The sequence below is a fragment of the Aurantivibrio infirmus genome (assembly GCF_054767315.1).
The window spans coordinates 766,255-790,672 of the sequence record NZ_BAAFSK010000001.1 but is presented as its reverse complement, the minus strand read 5'-3'; the positions used below and the strand labels follow the sequence as shown (position 1 = coordinate 790,672).

Annotated in this window: 22 protein-coding genes; 10 read left to right on the top strand and 12 right to left on the bottom strand. The window is 44.4% G+C overall.

Annotated features, from left to right (window positions below; translation table 11 throughout):
* Positions 1-70: 70 nt before the first annotated feature.
* A complete protein-coding gene (tyrS, locus tag ACYUCY_RS03680; protein WP_460225095.1) occupies positions 71-1,378 on the bottom strand; it encodes a tyrosine--tRNA ligase in 1,308 nt (435 codons plus the stop codon).
* A 233-nt stretch (positions 1,379-1,611) separates the two neighbouring features.
* Between tyrS and ACYUCY_RS03675 the strand changes: the two genes are divergently transcribed.
* Positions 1,612-2,967: a peptidoglycan DD-metalloendopeptidase family protein gene (locus tag ACYUCY_RS03675; RefSeq protein WP_460225094.1), complete on the top strand. Its 1,356-nt coding sequence runs from the start codon at positions 1,612-1,614 to the stop codon at positions 2,965-2,967.
* Between the two features lie 37 nt (positions 2,968-3,004).
* On the top strand, positions 3,005-4,135 hold the full coding sequence (locus ACYUCY_RS03670) for an anhydro-N-acetylmuramic acid kinase (protein WP_460225093.1): 1,131 nt from the start codon (positions 3,005-3,007) through the stop codon (positions 4,133-4,135).
* Positions 4,136-4,158: 23 nt separating this feature from the next.
* Here the strand turns inward: ACYUCY_RS03670 and erpA are convergent, their stop codons facing one another.
* The 4 genes from erpA to argC all read right to left on the bottom strand — a co-directional run bounded on the left by erpA (position 4,159) and on the right by argC (position 7,157).
* A complete protein-coding gene (erpA, locus tag ACYUCY_RS03665; RefSeq protein ID WP_460225092.1) occupies positions 4,159-4,509 on the bottom strand; it encodes an iron-sulfur cluster insertion protein ErpA in 351 nt (116 codons plus the stop codon).
* A gap of 121 nt (positions 4,510-4,630) precedes the next feature.
* Complete coding sequence (locus ACYUCY_RS03660) at positions 4,631-5,068, bottom strand: bactofilin family protein (RefSeq protein WP_460225091.1); 438 nt, start codon at positions 5,066-5,068, stop codon at positions 4,631-4,633.
* A gap of 31 nt (positions 5,069-5,099) precedes the next feature.
* Positions 5,100-5,858 (bottom strand): DUF6776 family protein, encoded by a 759-nt coding sequence (locus tag ACYUCY_RS03655; RefSeq protein WP_460225090.1) that lies wholly within the window; start codon positions 5,856-5,858, stop codon positions 5,100-5,102.
* A gap of 249 nt (positions 5,859-6,107) precedes the next feature.
* A complete protein-coding gene (gene argC / locus ACYUCY_RS03650) occupies positions 6,108-7,157 on the bottom strand; it encodes an N-acetyl-gamma-glutamyl-phosphate reductase (RefSeq protein ID WP_460225089.1) in 1,050 nt (349 codons plus the stop codon).
* A 309-nt stretch (positions 7,158-7,466) separates the two neighbouring features.
* On the opposite strand from argC, the gene ACYUCY_RS03645 reads away from it, so the two are divergent.
* The 5 genes from ACYUCY_RS03645 to hemL all read left to right on the top strand — a co-directional run bounded on the left by ACYUCY_RS03645 (position 7,467) and on the right by hemL (position 12,987).
* The gene (locus tag ACYUCY_RS03645; RefSeq protein WP_460225088.1) at positions 7,467-9,260 is read left to right on the top strand and encodes a chloride channel protein; all 1,794 of its coding nucleotides are present in this window, start codon (positions 7,467-7,469) and stop codon (positions 9,258-9,260) included.
* A 121-nt stretch (positions 9,261-9,381) separates the two neighbouring features.
* On the top strand, positions 9,382-9,801 hold the full coding sequence (locus ACYUCY_RS03640) for a CopD family protein (protein ID WP_460225087.1): 420 nt from the start codon (positions 9,382-9,384) through the stop codon (positions 9,799-9,801).
* 314 nt (positions 9,802-10,115) lie between these two features.
* Positions 10,116-10,946 carry a bifunctional hydroxymethylpyrimidine kinase/phosphomethylpyrimidine kinase gene (gene thiD / locus ACYUCY_RS03635; RefSeq protein ID WP_460225086.1) on the top strand — a complete coding sequence of 277 codons (831 nt, stop codon included), beginning with the start codon at positions 10,116-10,118 and terminating at the stop codon, positions 10,944-10,946.
* Positions 10,947-11,056: 110 nt separating this feature from the next.
* Positions 11,057-11,710 (top strand): thiamine phosphate synthase, encoded by a 654-nt coding sequence (gene thiE / locus ACYUCY_RS03630; protein ID WP_460225085.1) that lies wholly within the window; start codon positions 11,057-11,059, stop codon positions 11,708-11,710.
* Positions 11,707-12,987, top strand: a complete 1,281-nt coding sequence (hemL, locus tag ACYUCY_RS03625) for a glutamate-1-semialdehyde 2,1-aminomutase (RefSeq protein ID WP_460225084.1) — start codon at positions 11,707-11,709, stop codon at positions 12,985-12,987. The genes thiE and hemL overlap by 4 nt, the downstream gene beginning before the upstream one ends.
* A 93-nt stretch (positions 12,988-13,080) precedes the next feature.
* On the opposite strand, the gene ACYUCY_RS03620 is transcribed toward hemL, so the two are convergent.
* The 4 genes from ACYUCY_RS03620 to mrcB all read right to left on the bottom strand — a co-directional run bounded on the left by ACYUCY_RS03620 (position 13,081) and on the right by mrcB (position 19,178).
* Positions 13,081-13,434, bottom strand: coding sequence for a PilZ domain-containing protein (locus tag ACYUCY_RS03620; RefSeq protein ID WP_460225083.1), 354 nt, complete (start codon positions 13,432-13,434; stop codon positions 13,081-13,083).
* Complete coding sequence (locus ACYUCY_RS03615) at positions 13,409-15,880, bottom strand: DUF1631 domain-containing protein (protein WP_460225082.1); 2,472 nt, start codon at positions 15,878-15,880, stop codon at positions 13,409-13,411. The genes ACYUCY_RS03620 and ACYUCY_RS03615 overlap by 26 nt, the downstream gene beginning before the upstream one ends.
* Positions 15,881-16,263: 383 nt before the next feature.
* The gene (locus tag ACYUCY_RS03610) at positions 16,264-16,740 is read right to left on the bottom strand and encodes a tetratricopeptide repeat protein (protein ID WP_460225081.1); all 477 of its coding nucleotides are present in this window, start codon (positions 16,738-16,740) and stop codon (positions 16,264-16,266) included.
* Between the two features lie 26 nt (positions 16,741-16,766).
* Positions 16,767-19,178 carry a penicillin-binding protein 1B gene (gene mrcB, locus ACYUCY_RS03605; protein ID WP_460225080.1) on the bottom strand — a complete coding sequence of 804 codons (2,412 nt, stop codon included), beginning with the start codon at positions 19,176-19,178 and terminating at the stop codon, positions 16,767-16,769.
* 172 nt (positions 19,179-19,350) lie between these two features.
* On the opposite strand from mrcB, the gene ACYUCY_RS03600 reads away from it, so the two are divergent.
* From ACYUCY_RS03600 to ACYUCY_RS03590, 3 genes are all read left to right on the top strand, one after another.
* Entirely contained in the window at positions 19,351-20,349 is a 999-nt protein-coding gene (locus tag ACYUCY_RS03600; protein WP_460225079.1) for an adenosine kinase, read from the top strand.
* A gap of 129 nt (positions 20,350-20,478) precedes the next feature.
* The gene (gene ftsH, locus ACYUCY_RS03595) at positions 20,479-22,389 is read left to right on the top strand and encodes an ATP-dependent zinc metalloprotease FtsH (protein WP_460225078.1); all 1,911 of its coding nucleotides are present in this window, start codon (positions 20,479-20,481) and stop codon (positions 22,387-22,389) included.
* Positions 22,390-22,435: 46 nt separating this feature from the next.
* Positions 22,436-22,783 (top strand): TraR/DksA family transcriptional regulator, encoded by a 348-nt coding sequence (locus ACYUCY_RS03590; protein WP_460225077.1) that lies wholly within the window; start codon positions 22,436-22,438, stop codon positions 22,781-22,783.
* Between the two features lie 10 nt (positions 22,784-22,793).
* On the opposite strand, the gene ACYUCY_RS03585 is transcribed toward ACYUCY_RS03590, so the two are convergent.
* The 3 genes from ACYUCY_RS03585 to ACYUCY_RS03575 form a co-directional block, all read right to left on the bottom strand.
* Complete coding sequence (locus tag ACYUCY_RS03585; protein WP_460225076.1) at positions 22,794-23,282, bottom strand: DUF6644 family protein; 489 nt, start codon at positions 23,280-23,282, stop codon at positions 22,794-22,796.
* A gap of 41 nt (positions 23,283-23,323) precedes the next feature.
* Positions 23,324-23,863 carry a DUF6644 family protein gene (locus ACYUCY_RS03580; RefSeq protein WP_460225075.1) on the bottom strand — a complete coding sequence of 180 codons (540 nt, stop codon included), beginning with the start codon at positions 23,861-23,863 and terminating at the stop codon, positions 23,324-23,326.
* Positions 23,864-23,941: 78 nt separating this feature from the next.
* Entirely contained in the window at positions 23,942-24,388 is a 447-nt protein-coding gene (locus ACYUCY_RS03575) for a cupin domain-containing protein (protein WP_460225074.1), read from the bottom strand.
* Between the last annotated feature and the right edge of the window lie 30 nt (positions 24,389-24,418).

Below are 24,418 nucleotides of genomic sequence, written 5' to 3'. Positions count from 1 at the left end.
GGAAAAAATAGTTTTTATTTGGGTATTTTGAATAATCGAATCTTGGGGCACAACGGCTAGGTAATGTCGCCTAAATCATGTCCAGCAAGTGATAGCTTTTCTTGCCTAACTTAATCACAAAAAACCTGTTAAAGAAGGCCTTTTGAAGATCAAAACAGCTTTCAAGATCAGCATTATCTTGAGTACTCTTGGCATCACCATTAACCAATACCGAACTCGCAGCCAAAGCGTCTTTTACTTGTTTCCCAGACTTCGCCACCCCCAACTCAACCAAAAGCTGCGTTAGCATCTTACCGCTTAAGTCCGCCCTACCGAGTTTCGAAGCGGGTAGACCATCTAATTGAAGCTGCTCAAAATCATTTTCCGTCAAAGAATCTAAGGTGCTACTAAACAAGGCCTCTGTGATTCTCTGCGCAGCTAAAAGGCCCGCCTCGCCATGGACAAGCTTGGTGACCTCTGTTGCCAGGATATGTTGAGCCATTGGTTTAACGCCCGATTCGCGATCAGAACGCTCCACCTCATCTATTTCAGCGGGAGACAAAAAAGTAAAAAACTTCAAAAAACGATACACATCAGCATCGGGAGTGCTTAACCAAAACTGGTAGAACGCATAAGGAGAGGTTTTAGCGGGGTCTAGCCAAATGGTGCCACTTTCTGTTTTGCCAAATTTGGTCCCATCCGACTTCGTCACTAAAGGCAGAGTCAGTCCGTGCGCCACACCTCCATGCATGCGCCGAACCAAATCAACACCACCCGTAATATTGCCCCACTGATCGGAGCCACCAATTTGAACGGTACAATTATTTCGCTTATAGAGTTCAGCAAAATCGTATGATTGCAAAATCATATACGTGAATTCAGTAAAAGAAATACCCTCACCTTCACGATTAATCCGCTGTTTAACCGACTCTTTCTGAATCATATTATTGACGGAAAAGTGCTTACCCACATCCCGCAAAAAATCCAACGTATTTAAGTCCTGCATCCAATCAAGATTATTGGCCACCTCAGCGGAACAATTACCTGCATCAAAATCGAGAAAAACTGAGACCTGCTTCTTGAGGCACTCAACCCAATTCGCCACGATATCTGATGAATTCAATGAGCGCTCTTCGGTTTTCCCGCTGGGATCACCAATCAGACCCGTAGCACCGCCCACCAAAGCAATAGGCTTATGACCCGCCAACTGAAACCGACGTAGAGTCAGCAAAGGCACCAAGCTTCCAATGTGCAAACTGCTAGCAGTGGGGTCAAAACCACAATAAACCGTTCTTGAAGCGCTCTTAAAATACTCGTCCAGCTCACCTACACCCGTCATTTGAGAAACCAAATTACGTGCTTGCAAGTCATCAAGCAAAGAGGGAGTAGCAGCAGACATTTTTTCAATCCTAATTAATGCGTCGTTAATGATTCTGTTCCGAGAACCCATGGGATTCGGGCCATTTTAAGAGGCGCCAACCTTACCGGAAACACGCCCAAAAACAAGGCCCGACTCAAGATAAAGCAGTCACAAATGCGAGACCAATGGCAATATTGTGCGCTCGCTGGGATGATATCCGAATAATTTTCTGATATAACATTAAACTGTTAACCCAAACATTTAGCAGAGCCATGGAACCCACTGAAAAACAACAGAAAAGAAGCCTTGCAAACAAGCTAGCTCACTTCCCAAAAACTCACATGGTGGCGGCTGGTTCATTAACAGCCTGTCTCGGCCTGCTATTCGCGATGTTTCCTTCGGAAGATGTTTCTGCAAAACGGCAAGCTATCCCTGTCGCCCTATCGGTAATGCCCTCCGAACCCCTATTTCCTGACGAAGAAATCTTTGAACCACTGGTAGAAGAGATTGAGTGGAAGACCTTAACCGTTGCTAACGGCGACAGTTTGTCGGTTCTATTCAATAAAGCAGGCTTAAATGATCGTGATGTTTACGAATTTACCAACAGTAACAAAGAAGCAAAGTCGCTGAGAAAAATATTTCCTGGCCATAAGCTCGCTTTCCAAATAGATGACTCGGGAAAGCTTCAGCAGCTGCATCACATTAAAAGCAAATTAAATTCACAGTTATACAAAAGAACTGAAGCGGGTTTTGTATTTCAAGATGCGTCTAAAGAACCCGATATAAAGCTAGCTTATCGCGAAGCAACGATTAACAATTCACTCATTCTCGCCGCACAAGGTGTTGCGATGAAAGACAGCTTAACGATAGAACTCGCCAATATGTTTGGTTGGGATATCGATTTCGCATTGGATATTCGTAAGGGCGATCATTTCAAAATATTATTCGAAGAAAAATTTCTTGACGGCGAAAAACTAGGTCATGGTGAGATTCTTGCGGCTGAATTCACCAATCGCGGGACAACTTACAGTGCCGTTAGATATACCGATGAGAACGGCGACAGTAATTATTTCACCCCCGAAGGTCACAGCATGCGCAAAGAATTTTTACGTGCACCACTGGATTTTCGCCGTATAAGCTCCAGCTTCAACCCTCGCCGTTTACACCCTATTCATAAAACTGTACGCGCACATAATGGAACCGATTATGCCGCAGACAGAGGCACGCCGGTTTGGGCCGCAGGTGACGGTCGCGTCGTCAAAGCAGGATACAATTCCGCAAACGGGAATTACGTTTTTATTGAACACCCCAATGGTGTCACCACAAAATATCTTCACTTGGATAAAAAGAAAGTAAAACGCGGTGACCGCGTCAAGCAGAAACAAACCATTGGCACCGTTGGCTCTACAGGATCCGCAACCGGAAATCACCTGCACTATGAGTTTTTGTGGAACGGCGTGCATCGCAATCCAGCAACCATTGCTAAAAAGCTACCAAAAGCTAAAGCGATTAATAAAAATGAATTAGAAAGATTCAAGCAGCAAATTGCTCCCGTGGTTGCGCAATTAAATCAGCGTCATCAAGCGACTCAGCTAGCCCTTTCTTCATCTTCAACCTCATTAAACTAATTTCAATCCCTTCAAATAGTTTTATTCGGATAATCCAATGCAAGAAAGTGAAGACTTATACATTGGATTAATTTCCGGAACCAGTGTGGATTGTGTCGATGCAGTATTGGTAGATTTCTCCAAACCAGCGCCACAATTAGTTGAATGCATTGGTTATCCTTTTCCCGAAGAATTAAAACAGAACATTCAAAGCTTAATGCTTCCCGGCGACAACGAAATTGATCGCATGGGCGTGGCTGACCAACTTACCGGTCGGCTATTCGCGGATGCTGCCTTACACGTTCTTGCGAAAACAAAATATAAAAATTCTGATATTGCCGCGATCGGTAGTCACGGCCAAACAATTCGTCATAGACCCAAAGGCGAATTGAGTGAGGCGTTCACCGTACAAATTGGCGATCCAAATATTATTGCTGAACAAACAAGCATAACAACAGTGGCGGATTTTCGGCGCAGAGATATGGCGGCTGGCGGACAAGGGGCGCCTTTAGTTCCCGCGTTTCATCATGCTGTTTTTCATTCTGAAAACGTCGCTCGGGTGATTGTTAACATCGGGGGAATCGGCAACATCACATCCATTCCGACCTGCGGTGAAGTCATCGGTTTCGATACCGGCCCCGGCAACGCGTTAATGGATGAATGGATTGCAAAACATAAGAATAGAAATTTCGACGAGAATGGTGATTGGGCAAGTACGGGCTCTATCGACAAGAGCTTGCTCAAAAATTTATTGAGCCACCCTTATTTTTTTCAAGCTACACCGAAAAGTACAGGCAGAGAAATGTTTACTCTGCCATGGCTAGAAGAATCTCTCTGTGAATTTGAAAATATAGAAGCACAAGATGTTCAAGCTACACTTTTGGAGTTGACTGCCGTAACGATTTGCAACGACATTAAACTACACACTAAAGAAAACAAATTGGACCAAGGCATAGAAGTTTTTATTTGTGGAGGTGGCGCATTAAACCAAGCATTGTTAAACCGCTTGAGCGAATTGCTTGCACCCTACGACGTACAAACCACATCGACACTCGGTATCGATCCAGAATGGGTAGAGGCGATGGCTTTCGCTTGGCTGGCAAAACAGACACTGGAAAAGAAACCCGGCAACCTCGCCACCGTAACTGGAGCGAAACGGGATTTAATTTTAGGTGGCATCTATTGGTGAGAGATGGTGAGCGTAAATCGTCTTTAGACAGAAAAAGATTCGCCACAACCACAAGTCGTAGAAGCATTGGGGTTGCGCACCACGAATTTAGATCCTTGCAGCCCTTCTTCATAGTCAACTTCTGCGCCGACTAAATAGGGGTAACTCATCGAATCAACTACCGCTTTAATCCCGCCCTTTTCAATAACGAAATCATCTTCTGCCGTGACATCCTCGAACGCAAAGCCGTACTGAAACCCAGAACATCCGCCGCCAGTGACGAATACTCGTAACTTCAGCTCATCATTACCCTCTTCTTCAATCAGAGTGCGAACCTTGTCGATTGCGCTCGAAGTAAGCAATAAAGGTTCTGGAGTGAATGTTTGTGCAGTCATAAACAGTTTGAACTCAACAATGAAGCAGTATCGAAGAAAAACTAGTGCCGCATTATCGCTTTAACCTAGTAAAACAATCAAGTATTTACAGCGACTTAAAACTTTGCGTTGGAAATGGGCCCTAGTGGCCACTTGAAGAGACTTGTTGCTCGGAGTGATGTTCCGAACTTGATTCCTGCAATGATACGACAGGGCTGATTTTTTCGGGCTTGGAATCCCCACCATAAACCAGCTTACCGTTTACCTGGGCACCTCTGACCATTTCGATTAAATGGTAGTTCACATTGCCTTCGACTACGGCTTTTGCTGCTAATTCAACGTGTTTGCTTGAGTGAACATCGCCAATCACTTTGCCATTAATTCTCACCGTAGAAACAATAATCTGGCCCTCTACAATGCCATTTTCGGCGATATCTAGATGCGCTTCCTTACCATCTTTAATGTGTACATTGCCCCGTAAGGTGCCTTCAATATGCAAAGTGCCGGAAAAATAAATATCACCGACGACTTCAGTATTTTTTGCAATTAGAGTTGTACTCGTACTGCCTGGTAAACCCATGGGAAACACCTCAATAAATTATTTTATGGCCCTATAAAGCCGAAGTACTCAGCTTTTCTTGGACAAGCCACCCGAACTTCTTTTCTACCTGAACTGCGTCTCGCCCTGTAGAGCGGGCTATAATTTCGATTCGCTCCGGCTCAAAGCCAATTGGAATCTCTAAGCGTCCCTCAATATTCTGAAAATACTTGAACCCTAAGCGAATCTCGTCTGAGTCGACCTGCGAGGTTAAATCTTTAAGCGCAATATTACGATAAATCGGCCCTTCACGACCAATGACGTTGAACTCAAGAGAACCCTGCAGCAACTGGTGATTGGTTGTTAATTGCTGGACCACTACTTTGAAATCGTACTGCCTCGGTACCGAAGTGGAAATGACATCAACGGAACCTATAGTTAAGCCGCGCTTATTGTCCGTGGGCTCCATCAATCCGCGATAAAACGAAATATCTTCCTGTAGGGCTGATATCTCATCTTTTAACTGAATCACCTCATTGCGAACATCTTCACCAGCGACTTTATCTACTTCAGTGGCCAGAGTTAAATTTGCCACCTGCTGGGATAGCTGCTCGGCTTCCTTTGTTTTGCTTTCGAGCTTAAGCCGCAACGAATCCCGTTCCGCAACCGCCTGAATCTGCAAACTCGAACCACGATGCTCACCCAACAAATAGCTAACGGCCGCCACAACACAGAGTGCTAGAACTATGCTCGCAATGAGCAAAATTCGAAATTGCGGCCGATATGGAACCACTATCAGTCGATGTTGTTTACTGCCTTTTACAACACTCATCTTCTCTCTCTAGACACTCTCTCAATGACTCTTGTTGGATTCTGGCTTCTTACCTCAAAAGCAGCGGAGTTTCACCGCATAACTGCCCTACTTCAAAACTCTAAACAGTTTTAGCTCAATTCGTTCGCCGGATCGACACAGCCTAGCGAGACTGTGGACCAATTCTCACTCATCACCTAATTTGACGGCGAGGGATTGAATGTAAAGGGCGTGATGCATGACCCACTAACTTCTATTTCACCATTAAAACTAGGGTAAGATCGCGATTTGATCAATACCGGTTTTTTCATCAAAACCAAACATAATATTCATACATTGAATTGCCTGACCTGAGGCTCCTTTGGTTAGATTATCAATCACCGACAATACAACAACGGTATCGCGTTGCTGGGGCCTAAACACGGATAAACGGCACATGTTGGAAGATTTCACCGTACGCGTTTGAGGTATTTCACCCGCATCAAGAACATCAACAAAATACTCGTCTTTGTAGTACTGTTCGTAAAGCGCCTGTAAATCTACATCACCATCGAGCAAAGTCGCGAATAGACTCGCTTGTTCGCCACGAATCATTGGCACTAGGTGAGGAACGAAAGTTAGTTGAGGTGCTTTTCCTGCTGGGTCGACGCCAGCCAATATTTGCTCAATTTCAGGCTGATGACGATGACCAGCAACCCCGTATGCTTTGAAGCTGTCACTTAGCTCAGGAAACAAATTATCGACTTTCGCACTTCTACCAGCTCCACTGACACCCGAAGCGGCGCTAGCGATTAGGTGTTGGGCATCAACGATTCCCGCAGAAATCAGCGGCAACAGCCCAAGAATAATGGCAGTGGGGTAGCAACCTGGACAGGCAATTAATCGAGCGTTTTTTATTTGCTCTCGATTCAATTCGGGCAAACCATAAACGGCGGCGGGTATTAACTCTGGGCATGAATGGCTTTGCCCGTACCAGGATTCCCATAAAGCTTGATCTTTAATGCGAAAATCCGCCGAAATATCGATCACTTTAGGGCCAGAACTCAGGTCTCGCCCCAATAATTCTGGCAACATTCCTTGAGCAACCCCGTGTGGCGTCGCGAAAAATACCACATCACAGTCATTGAGAGGGGCGGATTCTGGCTCGACAAAACGTAAATCGTAGTGACCTCGCAGACTTGGATATAGCTCGGCAACACCTTTACCCGATTCACCACGAGAAGTTATACAGATCACCTCAACCTGCGGGTGCTGCGCCAATAAACGCAACAACTCGACTCCGGTATAACCTGTACCACCAACAATCCCTACTTTAATCACTTACTCACCTCAAATTCACAATGACAAACACGCGTTCTCCATCCTTCAAAAAGCAACCCTTCAAACTCGGCAACCTTTGTGGTCAGCGACACTTCACTCGCGCAGAGCAGCGTATAATACGGGCACTGCAAAGAATTCGAAAGCCGAAGCGGGGTATAATTCTCACGCCGAATTTTAAACAGACTATACGATGAAAACGTTAGCGCTCAATATTTAGCGCTCTACTTTAAGATTTATGGTCACGTTATAGCCCAAAAGAACAAACAGATCACTTCCATACATGCCGAATTAATTACCTCCGAGTCGTCAATGCTTAAATCGCTAAACAATTTAAAGAACGGGATTCGGAACAAGGCATCCAGCAAATTCGAAAACTTTCGAGATCGCCTGGCGTATATCGATGCCCTACCTCAATTAACCGCCTTGGGGTTGGTGAGTGGAATTATCGCAGCCTGCATTATTGTACTGTTCCGCCTTTTAATCGATTTCGGCCAGCGTTTTTTTCTCTCCATTGACCAAGACAATTTTGAGCAACTCGACGCCGCTTGGCGATTTGGATTACCGGCAATCGGCGCAATTGTGATTGGTATTTGTTTTCACTTTCTTAATAAAGATGATCGCAATATAAGCGTAAGCCATGTGCTCGATCGTTTGCATAACCATCAAGGGCAATTACCTTTCAAGAATTTTATCGTTCAATTTTTTGGTGGAGCAGCAAGTCTTATCACTGGCCAATCCGTTGGTAGAGAAGGGCCAGCGGTTCATTTGGGCGCCGGTGCCGCGAGCTTATTAGGGCAATGGTTAAAATTACCGAATAACAGCCTGCGTACATTAGTCGGCTGTGGTGTCGCCGCTGCAATTTCTGCTTCTTTTAACACGCCTATTGCGGGCGTTATTTTTGCCATGGAAGTTGTCTTAATGGAATACACCATTGCCGGGTTTATTCCAGTGATATTAGCCTCCGTGTCCGGCGCAATTATCAGCCAAGTTGTATTCCCCGACGCACTCGCCTTTTCGATAAAATCCGTCCAGATGAACAGCTTGTTAGAAATTCCTTTCATGGTTTGTGCGGGTTTCGTTATCGGCTGCGTAGCAGCATCTTTTATTCATCTACAACTTTATGTTGGTCGCTTTCAAAAATATCCTATCATCGCTCGTTTCGCGCTTATTGGCGTAATAACCGGAGGCACTGCGGTATTTGTTCCGAGCATTATGGGGCTTGGCTATGACACTCTCGACGCTGCGATGATTGGAGACCTTTCGATAAGAGTTCTATTAGTATTAATCATCGCAAAATTAGTTGTCACAGGAATTAGCACTGGACTCGGAATGCCCGGCGGAGCAATTGGTCCGATTCTACTTATAGGCGGCTGTATCGGTGGCCTAATGGGGATCGTCGGGAATATTTACGGACCAGAGCAAGCATCGAGCCCTGGCTTTTATGTCACCTTGGGAATGGCAGCGATGATGGGCGCAACGTTAAATGCCCCTCTTGCAGCGCTGATGGCGGTCCTAGAACTCACTTACAATCCAAACGTTATTTTCCCAAGCATGGTCGTGATCGTTGTTGCTTGCATCGTTGTACAGCAATTTTTTGGCTGCCAAGGGTTATTTATTACACAGTTAAAGGCGGCGGGCACCCCCATTCATTCAGAACCCGCAAGGCAGGTATTGAGCCGAGTTGGGGTTCGGGGTGTGATGACAAATAACTTTGTTACCAGCGAAAAAGATATTAGCTTAGAAAAAGCAAAGCAGTTACTTCTGAATCAACCGCCCTGGATAATTATTCAAAGTGATAGCGAAGAAAACTATTTGTTACGCGCGAGCGATTTAGCTCAGCATTTGGAAGCGTTACAAGAAGAGCAAGGTGACACCAAAGACCAGCAAAGTTTGGAAACGCCGATGATTGATCTGCGAAAGATTCCTGGCAAACGTTTCAAGATGCTGGGTATTCATCAACGCACAAATCTCTTTGAGGCGAGACGACAATTATTACAAAGTAATTGCGAGGTGATCTGCGTTGAAAGACCGGATCCATACAAAAAAGGAGTGGCAGTTGGTATTGTCACACCGGAGCATATTGAGAGTTACTATTCGACTTAGCATTTAATTAAATAATTTAAATTTATATCACCAGTGTAATTTTCTTCGGGAAAATTAAGTCGTTTTCTCTACAACCATTAATAAACATTTTAATTTTTTACTCTTTATAACAGGATTACCCATGCTTTGGATTAAAGCTTTTCACATCATATTTATGGTTTGCTGGTTTGCCTGCCTGTTTTATTTACCCCGCTTATTCGTCAATTGCGCGGCAACGACCAATGAAGAAACCAAACAACAGCTTATTCTTATGCAGCGCAAGCTTTTCAAATTTTCGATCCCGTTTCCCATCCTAACTATCATCTTCGGAACCTGGCTGATAAATTTAAACCCCGCTTACTATTTTAGTTCTGGCTGGTTTCATACCAAGCTATTCTTGGTACTCCTTCTTATTGTTTACCACCTGATCTGTGGGCACATCGTTCGACAATTTAGCACTGAAAACAACCGCCACTCTCATGTCTACTTTCGTTGGTTTAATGAATTTCCAGTCTTTCTGTTATTTGGAATCATAATATTGGTAGTGGTCAAACCTTTCTAAACCGTTAGTTACGAGAATTTATTTGCTTCTCCAAGCAAATTTTCAAACTTGTGTTAGACTCAAGAGTACTTCGCTCTAAAAATTAACTGTCGCCAAAAACGACAGCTTGGGCAACAAACTACTGGCCGATATAAGAACCGGCTGATACAAGAGTGGTAAGACAAAAAACGATAAAGGCAGTGCGAAGCATCGCTAATAGCAATTTTTTTGTTGGAAGCTGTTTCCCTCACTGATCTCTACCTAGACTACACAACAAATCATTTTTAGGATGATCGATATTACCGCTCTTCCAACTTTATTAATTGGAGCCCGCAATGACGCAGTTTGATAGCGAAACACCTATTGTTTTAAGCTTATCCAGTCTCGACCCTTCTGGGTGCGCTGGGATTCAGGCCGACATTGAAACCACCGCCAGTCTTGGCTGCCACTGCACTCCCGTTATCACTGCCCTTTGTGCGAAAGATACCCAATCAATTAAAGATATTACGCCCGTCGAAACTGGACTAGTGATCGAGCAGGCCCGAGCAATCCTCGAAGATATGCCTGTAAACGCGATCAAAATTGGCATGCTCGGCAGTATCGAAAATGCTGAAGCGATTTACACTATCTTGTGCGATTACCCAGACATTCCTGTCATTCTTGATCCCGTCACCGCCGAATACAATCACGAACTATTTAATTCACAAGGAATCATTCGCGCAATAAAAGCCTTGTTATTACCACGCACCACCATTGCCACACCCGACCTTGTTGAAGCCCACGAATTCGCCAAGCAAGCAGACACCGTCGACGCTTGTGCTCATGAAATTCTTGAGACCGGTTGCAGTTATGTACTAATCACCGGCTCAATTCGTAATGGCGAAGTCTATGGTAACTCTCTCTATGGCGATCGCCGCTTAATGCGTAATTATGAACGTCCTCGCATTCGCATGATTAGTCACGGTGCGGGTGCAACATTAGCGGCAGCATTGTCATCCTATTTAGCTCACGGCATTCGCTTAGAAGAAGCCGTTGAACAAGCGCAGAATTTTACCTGGCACGCGCTGAATGCGAGCCGCCGTCTCGGCATGGGGCATTGCGTACCCAATCGAATGCACTGGGCACTGGGTGACTCTTCCACAACGAAAAAACAAAACTATAATTAAGGTCACCTGCAAAACTAATTATTTTCTTTCCTTTAATAGCATCTCTCGCGACTGACTTTTTGACCAGCATTGGGTAGAATTACCGCCTATTTTTTCGCGAAGAATCTCTTGTGATTTCCAAACTTTACGCCATTACGGATGATCGACTCATGCCCGGCGATCGGTTGTTTTCGAAAGCTACCGCAGCGTTAGATGGTGGCTGCCGCTTAATCCAATACCGCAGCAAACATGATTCAGTTGCACAAAAAATTAAGAACGCCGCACGCTTAAAAAAGATTTGTGAAAGTTACCACGCGACATTAATTATTAACGATGATATTGAAATTGCTGAAACCGTTTCAGCGCACGGTGTTCATCTCGGCCAAAACGACACATCTCTATCGGTTGCACGCAACTCCCTTGGCGAACATGCAATTATCGGTGCGACTTGTCATGACTCGATACAGCTCGCAGTATCTGCTTTTCAAAACGGCGCAAACTATCTTGCCTTCGGTCGTTTTTTTCCTTCGCAAACCAAGCCCACTGCGAAGGCCGCAACAACAGATATTCTAAAAACCGCCAAAAAGTTAATACCATTACCTATCGTTGCAATCGGCGGAATTCATATAGATAATGCAAAATTACTTATTGATGCTGGGGCGGATTGCCTGGCAATTTGCAACAATATTTTTGACTTTGATGACATCAAAGACACAGAAAAACAAGTACGGCGCTATCTTTCACTTTTTGAATTTTCACCCTCTAAAAACCAGGATCAACCATGAGCCATTCCGAACAGCTTTTTCAACAAGCCCAGCAATACATTCCTGGTGGTGTAAATTCACCGGTGCGCGCATTTAAAGCTGTTGGTGGCAATCCTGTATTCTTAAAGTCTGCAAAGGGTGCCTATATTTTTGATGCCGACGATAAAAAATATATTGATTATGTGCAGTCATGGGGCCCTATGATACTGGGACACGCACACCCAGAAGTTATCGCCGCAGTGAAACAAAAAATTGATAGCGGATTGAGTTTTGGCGCACCAACAGAAATCGAAACTGATCTCGCCAAACAAATTTGTGAGCTTTACGACAACATTGATTTAATACGCTTTGTTAACTCAGGTACGGAAGCAACAATGAGCGCGATACGACTCGCGCGCGGCTTTACTGGCAGAGATAAAATTATAAAATTCGAAGGATGTTATCACGGCCATTCCGATTCATTATTAGTAAAAGCTGGCTCCGGCGCACTCACACTTGGCGTTCCCAGCTCACCTGGTGTACCAAAATCACTGACGCAACACACCTTAACCCTGAACTACAACGATATCGAACAAGTAAAAGAAGTGTTTCAAAAACATGGAGAAGAAATTGCCTGCATTATCGTTGAGCCAGTCGCTGGCAACATGAATTGTATCCCCCCTGTGCCAGGCTTCTTGGAAACGCTGCGTAAACAGTGTGATCAATATCAAAGCGTGTTGATTTTTGATGAGGTTATGACGGGTTTTAGAGTTGGACTAAAAGGCGCTCAAGACCACTACAATATAAAACCTGATTTAACCACGCTTGGCAAAGTCATCGGCGGTGGCATGCCTGTTGGAGCGTTTGGAGGCAAGCGAAAAATAATGGAAATGATCTCCCCGCTAGGACCGGTTTATCAGGCGGGGACTTTATCAGGCAACCCAATCGCAATGGCAGCAGGATTAAAAAACCTTGAACTCATTTCGAAGCCCGGCTTTTACGACGAAATATTTAAGCGCACCGATACTTTAATGTCTGGATTAAGAGAGCGCGCTATGAAGGCAAATATTCCCTTCACCACTAATCATGTAGGCACCATGTTTGGCGGATTTTTTACTCAGGAAAAACAAGTTACTAATTATCAACAAGTAATGAATTGTAACAACGAGCGTTTTAACCAGTTCTTTCACTTAATGCTAGAGGGCGGAGTTTATTTAGCACCTGCATCGTTTGAAGCTGGGTTTATGTCCGCGGCGCATAGTGATGAAGATATCGAACACACACTTGACGCAGCGAGCAGAGCTTTTGAAAAACTATAGAGAATAGAATGGAAGTGCTCGCGTAAAAACAGAACGGAGGAAAGTTTTATACTGCCGGCAAAGGAAGATTCAAAAACTATCTAAAGTTATTAGTTATTCTTGTAGTATTTGAATTAAATTTTCTAAATCAATTCTAGCAGAGTCTGCGATATCAATAATTTTGCAGCCCGCCCAAAACATATTCTCTTCTTCGGTGCGAGTCCACAAACAGTCGACCCCCACACTAATACTATTATGCTCATTAATCGGCGTCGGCAAATGCAAATCTAATTGGTATATTTTACTTTCAGAAAAAGGGTGATTACCCATAATCATCACGCCCTCAGAGCTGACATTGACAACTCTGCCGAGCAAGGCCTGACTAACACTATCATAAACATCTACCGCCGCCTTCAAATTGTGGCGCGGTAAAATTCGCTTATTATGTCGGTTCTGGGCTTCCGCCATTATCAGCCTCCGGTGCCACCGAATCCGATTCTGATGATTCAGCTTTTGCATTTAGATTCTGGTAAATATTTTCTAAAGCCCGCTCAAAGAAGGGCTTCGTGCTTCCTGCAATAACTCTAGCAGCGCCACTCAACATCGAACGCGCCAATTCTAGTCCCGATTTCATCGCAACTTTTTTACCCATTTGGTCAACGAGCATGTAGTGCAATGTTTTCGAGTTATACCACGCAACTTTTAGGCGTTTTCCGCCTTCGAACTCAAACCAAGTACCAAACTCAATCATCTTCAAATGCTCAACCAGCTTTTCTTCCTCTGGTGTTGCTTGATCATCTTCTTGGTCGGAATCTCCGGCTTTCTCGGCCGCTTTCGTTTCAAGGTCAGCTCGCATTTCGGCCGGTGCGGCTTCGACTTGTTGACTTTGCATAGCTATTTTCTGCAAAGACACGACCGCCTCAATGAGTTTCCTGCCCTTATTTTGATCATAGCCTATGGTTTCAAATCCTGCCTCTATGACATCCAACAAATCATCCATCAGTTCTGACTGACGAGATTTATCTTTAACATCAACTTTTGGCTCGATACTCCACAGCACATCATCAACAGCGGCAATAGCCTTTTTCCAAGTTTCGGACTCATCACCGTAGCGCAACAACACAAAGGCTAAGTAATCAGACCAAGGTTGCAACAACAAAAGTAATACTGCGGAAGGAAGCTCTTTCCCATCAGTACGGGATCTAACTTCTTTATTGACTTGAATTTTAACTTCGCGGAGCTTTTCCTCACCCTGGACTTTCTCCATCGCCCGCTTTTCCATTAACTCTTGGCGACGAGCTATTTTTTTCGAGTAGGAGCTAAATTCAAGTAGTAACTCTGCGAAGAGCTTAACGTCTTTCTCGAATTCTTCGAGGACACGCGAAACGGTATGTTTTATCTTGGTATAAATTTCATATTGAGATGAGCCATCATTACTCACCCACTTAACCCCAGCTTCCGCCAAACTATTTAATAACAAACGTGCGGGATGCTCGGTTTTTTCAAAAAAACTTGGGTCTACAAAAGCTACTTTTAAAAATGGTGTATGCAAATAACTCAATATCGCTTTTATTGAATCAGGAAGGTTATCGTCAGAAAGCATATATTCGAACAACATACCTACCAACTCGATGGTGTGCATATCGAGTGGATCGACCAAACCATCTTCAGTTTCTTTCTTAAGCTCATCAGCTAACTGTAAATTAACCGCCGCTATCGCTTGCGGCGTTACGGGCTCAAACTCACCCGTCGGAGTATCCGCCAATCCTGCTGTAAATGACGAGGCTTGAGTTTGCAAACCATGCAATGCAGTAACCATTTGCTGATTTGAATAAATTGGCGCTTGTGCATAACCACCGGGGGCCGCTGCACCACCCGCACTAGCAACTTGTGGAGAATTCGGTGCGTAATTCGCCGCGTTTGCCGGTGCCGCAGTAGGAATGGCTTGCGCCTGCCCTTGACCATAACCAATATGGTTTTGCAAAGTTCGTATCGCATCGACCAACCGCCCTTGGTATTCTTCAGCGGAACGATTGGGATCCGGTGTCGCCACAAAACGGGATGGCGGCAAGGGTTGCTGCCCCAAATACGATGGCGGAACGCCGGCAGCTTGCGGTGGATGTTGATATCCTGCGGGCTGTTGATGTGCTGGCGGTTGCTGCTGAGAAGGGTCTTCATAGCCAGGCAAAGGGAGATCATTAATTTCTGGCTGTTTATTTTGTTGCCCCATCGTATATCGCAAATTAGGCAAGATATTTTTGTTTGATAAGTAGAGGTTTATTTCTCTTAAGATGTCATCAATTTTAGTAATGAACTCTTTATCAAAAATCTTGTAGGCAATAATTTTTGACTTTGTATTAATCGATAAAACTTTTAAGGCTTTTCGCAGGGCTTCACAAAATTGAACAGGACTTACTGGGTTATTACTTTCAGAAACTTTATCGCCATCGTTTAAGACAGCAAAGCGTTGGTTCAAAAACCATAGCTCTTCACCATAATGCTCTTCCGCCCGGTGGGCGACAGAGGATAAAGCAATAGTTTCTTCCAAATCTTCGTTGTCTACCAAAGACAACATATCTCCACGGTATTTTTCTTCGCCAGTTCGCGTATTTAATTGGCGCTTTTTAAACTTAATAAATCCTTCGCCCAGGTGGCCGCAGAAATGTTTAGTTAATTCTTTATTTTTAGTGCGAAATTCACGAACAGTTTCTTGAATTTGCGTCGCTTCTTTATCGGTTTTCGCAGAATCAATAAATTCCAATAATTTTTCATCGAGAATTTTCGAATAACTTTTAAAAAGCTCTTCGCTACGTGCGATACATATTTTTTGACACGCTTTCAAGCTCTCAACTATAAAGGCATCAGGATAATGGCCTATAGAGTTATTCTCTGAGTCTTTGTAAAAATCGCTCATAATATTCCAAGTATGTTCTTCCCACTACCGGTCGGATTACGACGGCGAGCCAAGGCCTAAAGCCCAGACCAGACTATCTAACAGTTTAGCTGAGAATTTACAGTTAGTTGTTCCAATTCGAATTGTTTGCCTACTCGATAATTCTTGCTCTGGATAGCACACGTAATCTCAGAGCCGGATCAAGGAGGAGGGCCATCTTAAAATGTCATTTTTTGCTGAATCAGCCTGGAATGGCGCCCAAGAGTTAGGGGTGCAAATGGTTTAATACTAGCACCGATGGGCTCACGAGGACAATTGAAGCAATAACACGAAGATTAGCTGTAGCTATAGCTGACAACTGGGCAAATAATTGCCCTTTATGAGGCAGGTTACTTAAAACACCCTCAAAATGACACTTTAAGCAGGCGATTAAACTCCAAGGCAATATCACTGGTGGGCTCTACAACGTAACGCAAACCTTGCTCGGCGAACTGTTTAGATAAGTCAAGATTTCCTAATGCGCGATAACTTTTCGCAATGACCAAATACAGTCGCACTTCTCGCCTATCAACTCGCAATCCTCTTTCTGCCGTAGCGATCGCGGCTCGCCAATCGTTGTTCTCAAACTGTCGCTGCGCTTCAACAATGAGTAATGCCGTAGCTCGATTTAGCGACCCTTCTTTTGACGCCGGCTGGCTGACTGAGCCCCGCTCTTCAATTGGGACTTCTGGGACAGTAGACGGTGGCTGGTTTACGCAAGCTACGGTAAAAATTATTAAAACCACCAAGAATAATCGTGCGCCTAATGAAATTAAGCTCCTAACACCTACTCTTTGAAAATGGTAAGTCTGAGATTCAAAACCAGAGACGCCGTTGTTCATTACTATTTTCAACCCACATAAACTCACTACAAATTTTTCAACCATTGTAAAACTGAATTTTGTCGAGATCGACATTTACTTTTGAAGCGCGGTTCGCTGCCTCGAACGAAAGGAATGTAGTGCGCACCTTCACAGCCTTCATCACTCAAACCGCCGTCAATAGGGTCAACCCAAAAATAATTAATGTTGGTAGGTTTTAGGGGATAGATTGGCCGCGAAGACACCGATGAAAATAGCTTCGCCCATATTCTCATCGCACCGGTTGCCCCGGTCAAACTTGTTGGAGCATTATCATCTCGCCCCACCCAAACTACAGCTAAATGATCGCCATTGTAGCCTGCAAACCAGGAATCCCTCTGCTCGTTTGTCGTGCCGGTTTTTCCCGCCACCAACCACTCTTTATCTAAATACTGGTATGCCGTGCGCCCAGTCCCAGTTTGCATCGTCGCTTGCAAAGCATATTGAACTAGGTGCATAAACTCGGGATCAAAACGATTTTCAGGAGTCAAAGGGTAACGATTAAGGGGGCGCCCATTGGCATCCAACACGGATAAAATCGCTCTTTGCGGTGTGTACACGCCATCGGAAGCAATGGTTTGATACATGCTGCTTACCTCATAAGGTGATAGCTCAACCGCTCCGAGCAACACCGATGGCAACACTGCAAAATCCGACTCAACCCCTAGACGTTGAATTGTTTGCGCAACCTTATCAACACCGACATCGACACCAAGTCGCGCCGTTGCCTGATTGTACGATGACGCTAATGCTTCATAGAGCGGAACCTCACCGTGTGCTTGGCGAGAAAAATTCCGCGGTCGCCAAGTATCGCCGCCATCCAACAGCACGCTAAATTCAGAATCATCAACATGGGAAATTAAGGTGAATTTTTCTGGCTGCATTAACGCTGTCAAATACACCGCTGGCTTAACGAGTGATCCAATCGCTCGGCGAGCATCTAGCGCGCGATTAAATCCTGAGTACTTTGGTTCTCGGTCACCCACCACCGCTAACACTTCGCCATTGCCCACACTGGTTACTACCATGGCGCCTTGTAAAGACCCTTTACTTTCAGACGAATTTATTTCCAGTTCAACTAAAGTACCGGTTAAAGATTTTTCCGCAGCATTTTGCACCATTGGTGACAAGGTAGTAAAAATTCTTAGCCCTTCATTTCGCAAATCATCTTCATCATAGTCTGCACGCAACTGATGTTTTACGAGTTCGATAAAACTGGGATAGCTATACACACTCGAATTCGGGCTAGACACGACATCTAACTTTCGTTGTCGCGCAATATTAAATTCTTCTTCGCTAATTAAGTCAGATTCACGCATTAGCGATAGCACTAGATTTCGCCGCTCCGTTGCACGCTCTGGATTATTCCAAGGATTATAAAACGATGCTCCTTTCACCAAGCCAACAAGCAGCGCAATTTGGTGCAGTTTTAATTCACCCAGTGGTTGTCGAAAGTAATGTTGCGAGGCCAGAGAAAAACCATGGATTCCTCGCGAGCCGCTTTGCCCCAAGTACACTTCGTTAATATAGGTTTCGAGAATCTCACCCTTGCTGTAATGGGCATCAAGGGAAATTGCCATGATGGCTTCGACGACTTTACGAGAGATGCTGCGATCCTGGTTCAAATAGAAATTCTTAACCAATTGCTGCGTTAAAGTACTGCCACCTTGAACAACGCCACCAGAGCGAACATTCGCTAAAAACGCCCGGGCGATCCCTCGTGGCGACACTCCGTGGTGCTCACGAAAATGTTTATCTTCGACCGCGATCAAAGTCTCACCGAGAATACGAGGTATATCCTGCAATCTTACTAGCAAGCGATCTTCTTGTTGATTGGGGTAAATCCCCGCAATCTCCTGCGGCTCCAAGCGAACAATCGCGAGCGGCTGGCCGCTGGCATCGTTTAACTCAGTAATCACATCGCCGTTAAAAATGACACTTAGCTGCAACGCTGGCTCATCTTTATCCCAGAAAGAAAAACCTCGACTATATAAGCTGATGATATTTCCTTGAGAATTACCCGCGGAACTCCCGAGCGCAGGGAAAGCCGACAAACTCGCCTGCCCCGGCTGATTTGCACCTGCGGTAAACTGATAGCCGAGTTCCCGCAACTCCTGCTCCAGTTCGCTTTTACTAAGCGTCAAGCCCGCATATAACTCCAAGGGCCGCGCATAGACGCGCGCAGCAAGCGACCATTTCTTCCCTTCAAATTTATCGCGAACCACGAAATCCAAATAAACCACGCCAACAATCATTAACGCTAGCGGAACTAACGCCCACTTCCACCACTTTGAATAGTGAAAACGCGATTTCTTCGCGGCGCGTCTCGAAAGCGCCTTGCGCTTGGGCTTTTTATTACGAGAAAGAAAACTGAACATACCGCCGCTTATGCGGCTTTTTGATTTACGGCGTTTACTCATACAATATGTCACTAGTCGGGGGATTGCGTAGTCTACCGATCTTGCAAAAAGGAATCGAGAAATGCCTCACCATTTGACTTTATTGATCATCAAGAAACCAGGATAATGCGAAACGATCTACACCAGCCCGACTTAGTTTAATTCCGGCATAAATTTATAAGGACTAGTCTTAATGAGTAAATACCATATCTACGGCATAGGCGCAGCCTTGGTCGACACTGAAATCGAAGTTAGCGATAACGATCTCAACAAATTCAATATCGACAAAGGTGTCATGACCTTAGTTGACGAAGACCGACAACATCAATTAATGGATTTACTCTCGGATCACTTAGTTGCCAGCAAACGTGCCTCAGGTGGCTCGGCGGCAAACACTATTATCGCCGCCAGCTACTTTGGCGCTAAAAATTTTTATTCTTGCAAAGTCGCAGATGATGATAACGGCAACTTTTATGTCGACGACCTACGCTCAGCTGGTGTCGACCATCATCATAATGGCGAAGTTCCTCAAGGCATCACTGGCAAGTGTCTGGTAATGATCACGCCCGATGCGGAGCGAACCATGAATACTTTTCTCGGTATCAGTGAAACGCTGTCAGAACAAGAATTACATCTCGATGCTGCAAAAGATGCGCAGTATGTCTACATCGAAGGTTATCTTGTTTCATCGCCGACAGGAAAAGCAGCTGCGATTAAACTGCGCGAATTCGCAGAGCAAAACAATGTCAAAACTTCTTTGAGTTTGTCTGATCCTGCCATGGTGCAATTCTTTGGCGACGGATTGAAAGAAATGATTGGTAACAAAGTTGATTTATTATTTTGTAACGGCGATGAAGCCATGTCATTTACAAAAACTAGCTCAATTGAATCCGCCGTCGCAGAAATTAAAAATTTTTGCAATACATTCGCAATCACCTTAGGTGCAAATGGCGCCTTGGTATATGACGGTACAACAACAGTGACAATCGCACCCCACCCAGTGAAAGCCATCGATACTAATGGCGCCGGCGATATGTTTGCTGGGGCATTTCTGTTCGCGATTACCAACGGATATAGCTTCGAGGAAGCCGGAAATTTAGCGAGCCTTGCCTCAAGTCAGCTGGTTACTCAATTTGGTCCTCGATTGCCCGCCGAACAACACCAAGAAATTAAACGTCAGGTACTAAATTAAGTTTTTAGGAAAATAAAAACACGATTTCCAACTATATCAGCCGGCGCCGTAAACTCTATTTTATCGGCGCTTGGTTAATCTCTTGAACATTTGATTGAAAAGTGATTTACATAGAGAAAGGATCCCGCCATGCCAAGCGACAATTCAGCTCCCCCAGATCACAATAAATCACCGAAGGAGCCCTTACCTCGCCCATTCGATGGTCATGTTGTAATGTGGCTATTCGTGCTATTCGCTTTCTACTACCTACTAGCAAACCTTTCTCAATCACGGCCTCAACAATTGCCCTATACGGAATTTAAACAAGCCGTTATCAACAGCAAAATTGCATCGGTTTCTTTCAAGGGTGATCAGATACATGGAATTTATTCAACACCAATAGAGAACGAACAGAAGAACTTTGTCACGGTTATCCCGAGTATTCCGGACCCCGAATTATTACTCCTATTAGAAGACAACAAGGTAGTTATCACAGCAAAATCTCAACAGGAACCTCAATGGTTCCAAGTACTTTTGTCTTTTATACCATGGCTGTTAATTTTAGCTTTCTTCATTTATTCCAGCCGCATGTTGCAACAAAGAATGGGTGGTGGTGGAAAAGATGGTTTTTTTGGTTTTTCGAAATCAAAAGCGCGGCTATTTGAAAGCAAAGATAACGAAGTTGGCTACGCCGATGTAGCCGGTGCGGAAGGAGCAAAACAAGATTTACAGGAAGTCATCGATTTCCTAAAAAATCCCAGTAAATTTCGACAAATCGGCGCAAAAATGCCTCGCGGAATTTTATTAATGGGCCCTCCTGGAACTGGAAAGACTTTGTTAGCAAAAGCAACGGCTCACGAAGCGGGCGTACCATTTTTTAGCATTAGCGGTTCTGAATTTATTGAGATGTTTGTTGGCGTCGGTGCATCGAGAGTTCGAAGTATGTTTAAAGAGGCCCGCAATAAAGCGCCTTCATTAATTTTTATTGACGAAATTGATTCGGTTGGGCGAGTTAGAGGTACCGGTCTCGGGGGTGGCAATGACGAACGCGAACAAACCTTAAATCAAGTTCTCGCCGAAATGGATGGCTTCAGCAATGAAGAAGCCGTTGTCGTTTTAGCCGCGACTAATCGACCTGACGTACTCGACCCCGCATTACTTCGTCCGGGTCGATTCGATAGAAAAGTAACGCTGGAACTACCACAACAAAATGCGCGTAAAGAAATTCTTGCAGTGCACACTCGTAAAGTACCTCTCGCTAGTGACGTAAATTTGCAGGAAATAGCGAGTATGACGGTTGGATTCTCCGGTGCGGACTTAGCAAACCTAGTAAACGAGGCGGCTCTATTAGCAGTCCGAAATGGCCGAACAGAAGTTACACGGGAAGACTTCAACAAATCCCACGACAAGGTAATCATGGGCTCAGAACGCAAGGATTTGCTCAACCCCTCCGAACGTAAACGTACTGCCGTTCATGAAAGCGGGCACGCGATCATTGCGCTTTTACTTCCCGAAAGCGACCCTTTGCGACAAGTTTCAATTATTCCTCGCGGCAGATCTCTAGGAGCTACAGAACAACTTCCAGTAGAAGACCGACACAATTATTCACAACCCTATATCGAGACCAAACTAGCAGTAATGTTGGGTGGTCGCTGTGCGGAAAAATTAATTTTAGGCAATGTGAGTTCAGGTGCGGCAAACGATCTTGAGCAGGCCACGCATTTAGCAAAGCTAATGATTACTCAATGGGGAATGAGTGACGTGATAGGCCCAGTACACTACCATGTGGGCAATGAGCACCCTTTTCTTGGTTATGAAATCACCCAAGAAAAAGACTTTAGTGAATCTACGGCTAAAAAAATCGACGACGAAATTCATCGCATACTAATTACGGCAGAAACCCTCACGGAAACGACCTTACGCAAAAATAAAACCTTACTCACTAGCTTGACCAATGCACTCCTTGAGAAGGAAACCCTGGACCGAAAAGATATCGATAAGCTTCTTAGCGATACTCAAAACCTAAAAAACAATACTAATTTAATTCATGAAGATCTCTAATCTCATCAATACTACAAGTCAGAGTCTATCTCGTTATGGATAACTCATGAATTCAAATCAAACTGATGAACTTAAAATACTTTTGGAAAAACTTCGAACGAAGCTAGTAGAAACCAAGAACGCAGATCAACAATCAACTGACATAGTTAAGCTCGATCAAACCAGCGTCGGCCGCCTTTCTAGAATGGATGCACTTCAATCACAAGCAATGGCCTTAGAAACTGCGCGAAGAAATCAACAGCAACTCAAAAAAATCCAAGCTGCGCTTAAGCGGATTAATGAAGACGAATACGGTTACTGTCTAACTTGCGGCGATGAAATCAACATAAAACGTTTGCAATACAACCCCGCTGCTGAAAATTGTATCGCTTGCGCTGAAGCGCAAGAAAGTTAATTGAAAAATACTAAAGCGTGTGCCCTATCCATCGTCCTGCCAACATTACTCCCACCCAAAAAATTAGCGACAATACCGCAGAAATTTTTGCCGCCTTAGGAATAGCCATAGTATTTCCCCAGATATCCACTGAGCGAAATACGCCAACATGAAAAGCCAACATATTAATTCCCGCGGCGATCAACAGCAGCATTTTAAATTGAAAAGCAGAATTTCCTAAATACCCAACAGTGCGAACAATAAACATTCCTAATCCCGTTACGAAAGCGACAACAAACGCCCCAATCGACCAGGGCACCAGTTCCTTCGCAAAGCGATTAATCGCGTAGCGATTCGCAGTCAAACCTAATAGGCGCAGGTCCAACATGAGTATGGCACCAACAACCATGCAGGCACTCAAGACATGAATCGATTCTAAAAACGGGAACAGCCAAGTCTCACCAATGCGATACGAGATCTCACGCGATTCAAGCCACAACCAAAACTCTTCAAATAACATAATCTATTTTAAGCCCGAGCTTTTTATTATTTTCGTCGCACTCACCAAAACAAATACTCCGCGTAAGCTATCCACCGTCCTGCCAAGACAATACCAATCCACAATAATAAGGACACGAACGCAAGCAGCCTAAACGACACTGGCACAGCAAAATTCATCTGCTCATTCTGAGCCGTCAAGGTTTTGGGTCGCAACAAATTACCTCGCTTATTCTGAAAATAAAAATACCAGGTGATAAGAACAACGGGGATCAATAGCGCCAGTTTTATTCCGAAGACCGGATTTGAGAAATAGCGCATGGGACGGGCTATCACAAAAACAATGCCGCTAAAAAACAAGGCAAGCAGTGCGCACCATGTCCAGGGCAATAATCGCCGCATCATTTCATCAAGCTGTTGACTAGGAACCGCCAAACCCAACATGCGCAAACAAATCATCACACTGGTAGCCATAATAATAGCGACGCTGAGGATGTGAATCGTTTGAATGATCGGCGGCAAGCCATAAACCTCACGCAAACAATGAATCATCCAATCATTTAATGGACTTTGCGCGATTGCTTTCGCATATTCTTGAAACATAAATAAATTCTTATTATTGTAATTATTCTACCGAGAAGCTTTTAACGAAAACCGCGCCGCAGCTTTATAAACCCTCTCTTAATTGCTGCTTGCCGATGTCGTTTTTACTGGCCCCATTCCCCGAATTTCCACAACCACATCTTCGTCTTTTGCGCCATCGAAATGTATCGCACCCGCGGGATGCTTCATAAAGCCTCCCGCCTTAATGGCGACAGTTTTTTCCATATCATATTCTGATTGAGTGCCGGCATACCAAGTGCCATCAATCACGGTAATAAAACGATCTTGATCATGTGAGTGCGGACGACTGGACATGCCCGCAGGAAATAAGATTCGAATAATATACAAGCCTTCTTTATTCGGGTCACCATGTAACACCACCGTCTTAATTCGATCTCCGCTAAGGCCAAGATCAGATTTTTGCAATATTACAAAGCCTTGCTCATCTTCATTAGCGTGTGAAAAAATGCTGACCGTAAAAGCGAGTAATAGTGAAAATGAAGTTAGTGAAAATTTTTTATTCATGGACCACCTCTTTTTATTATTTTTTATTCG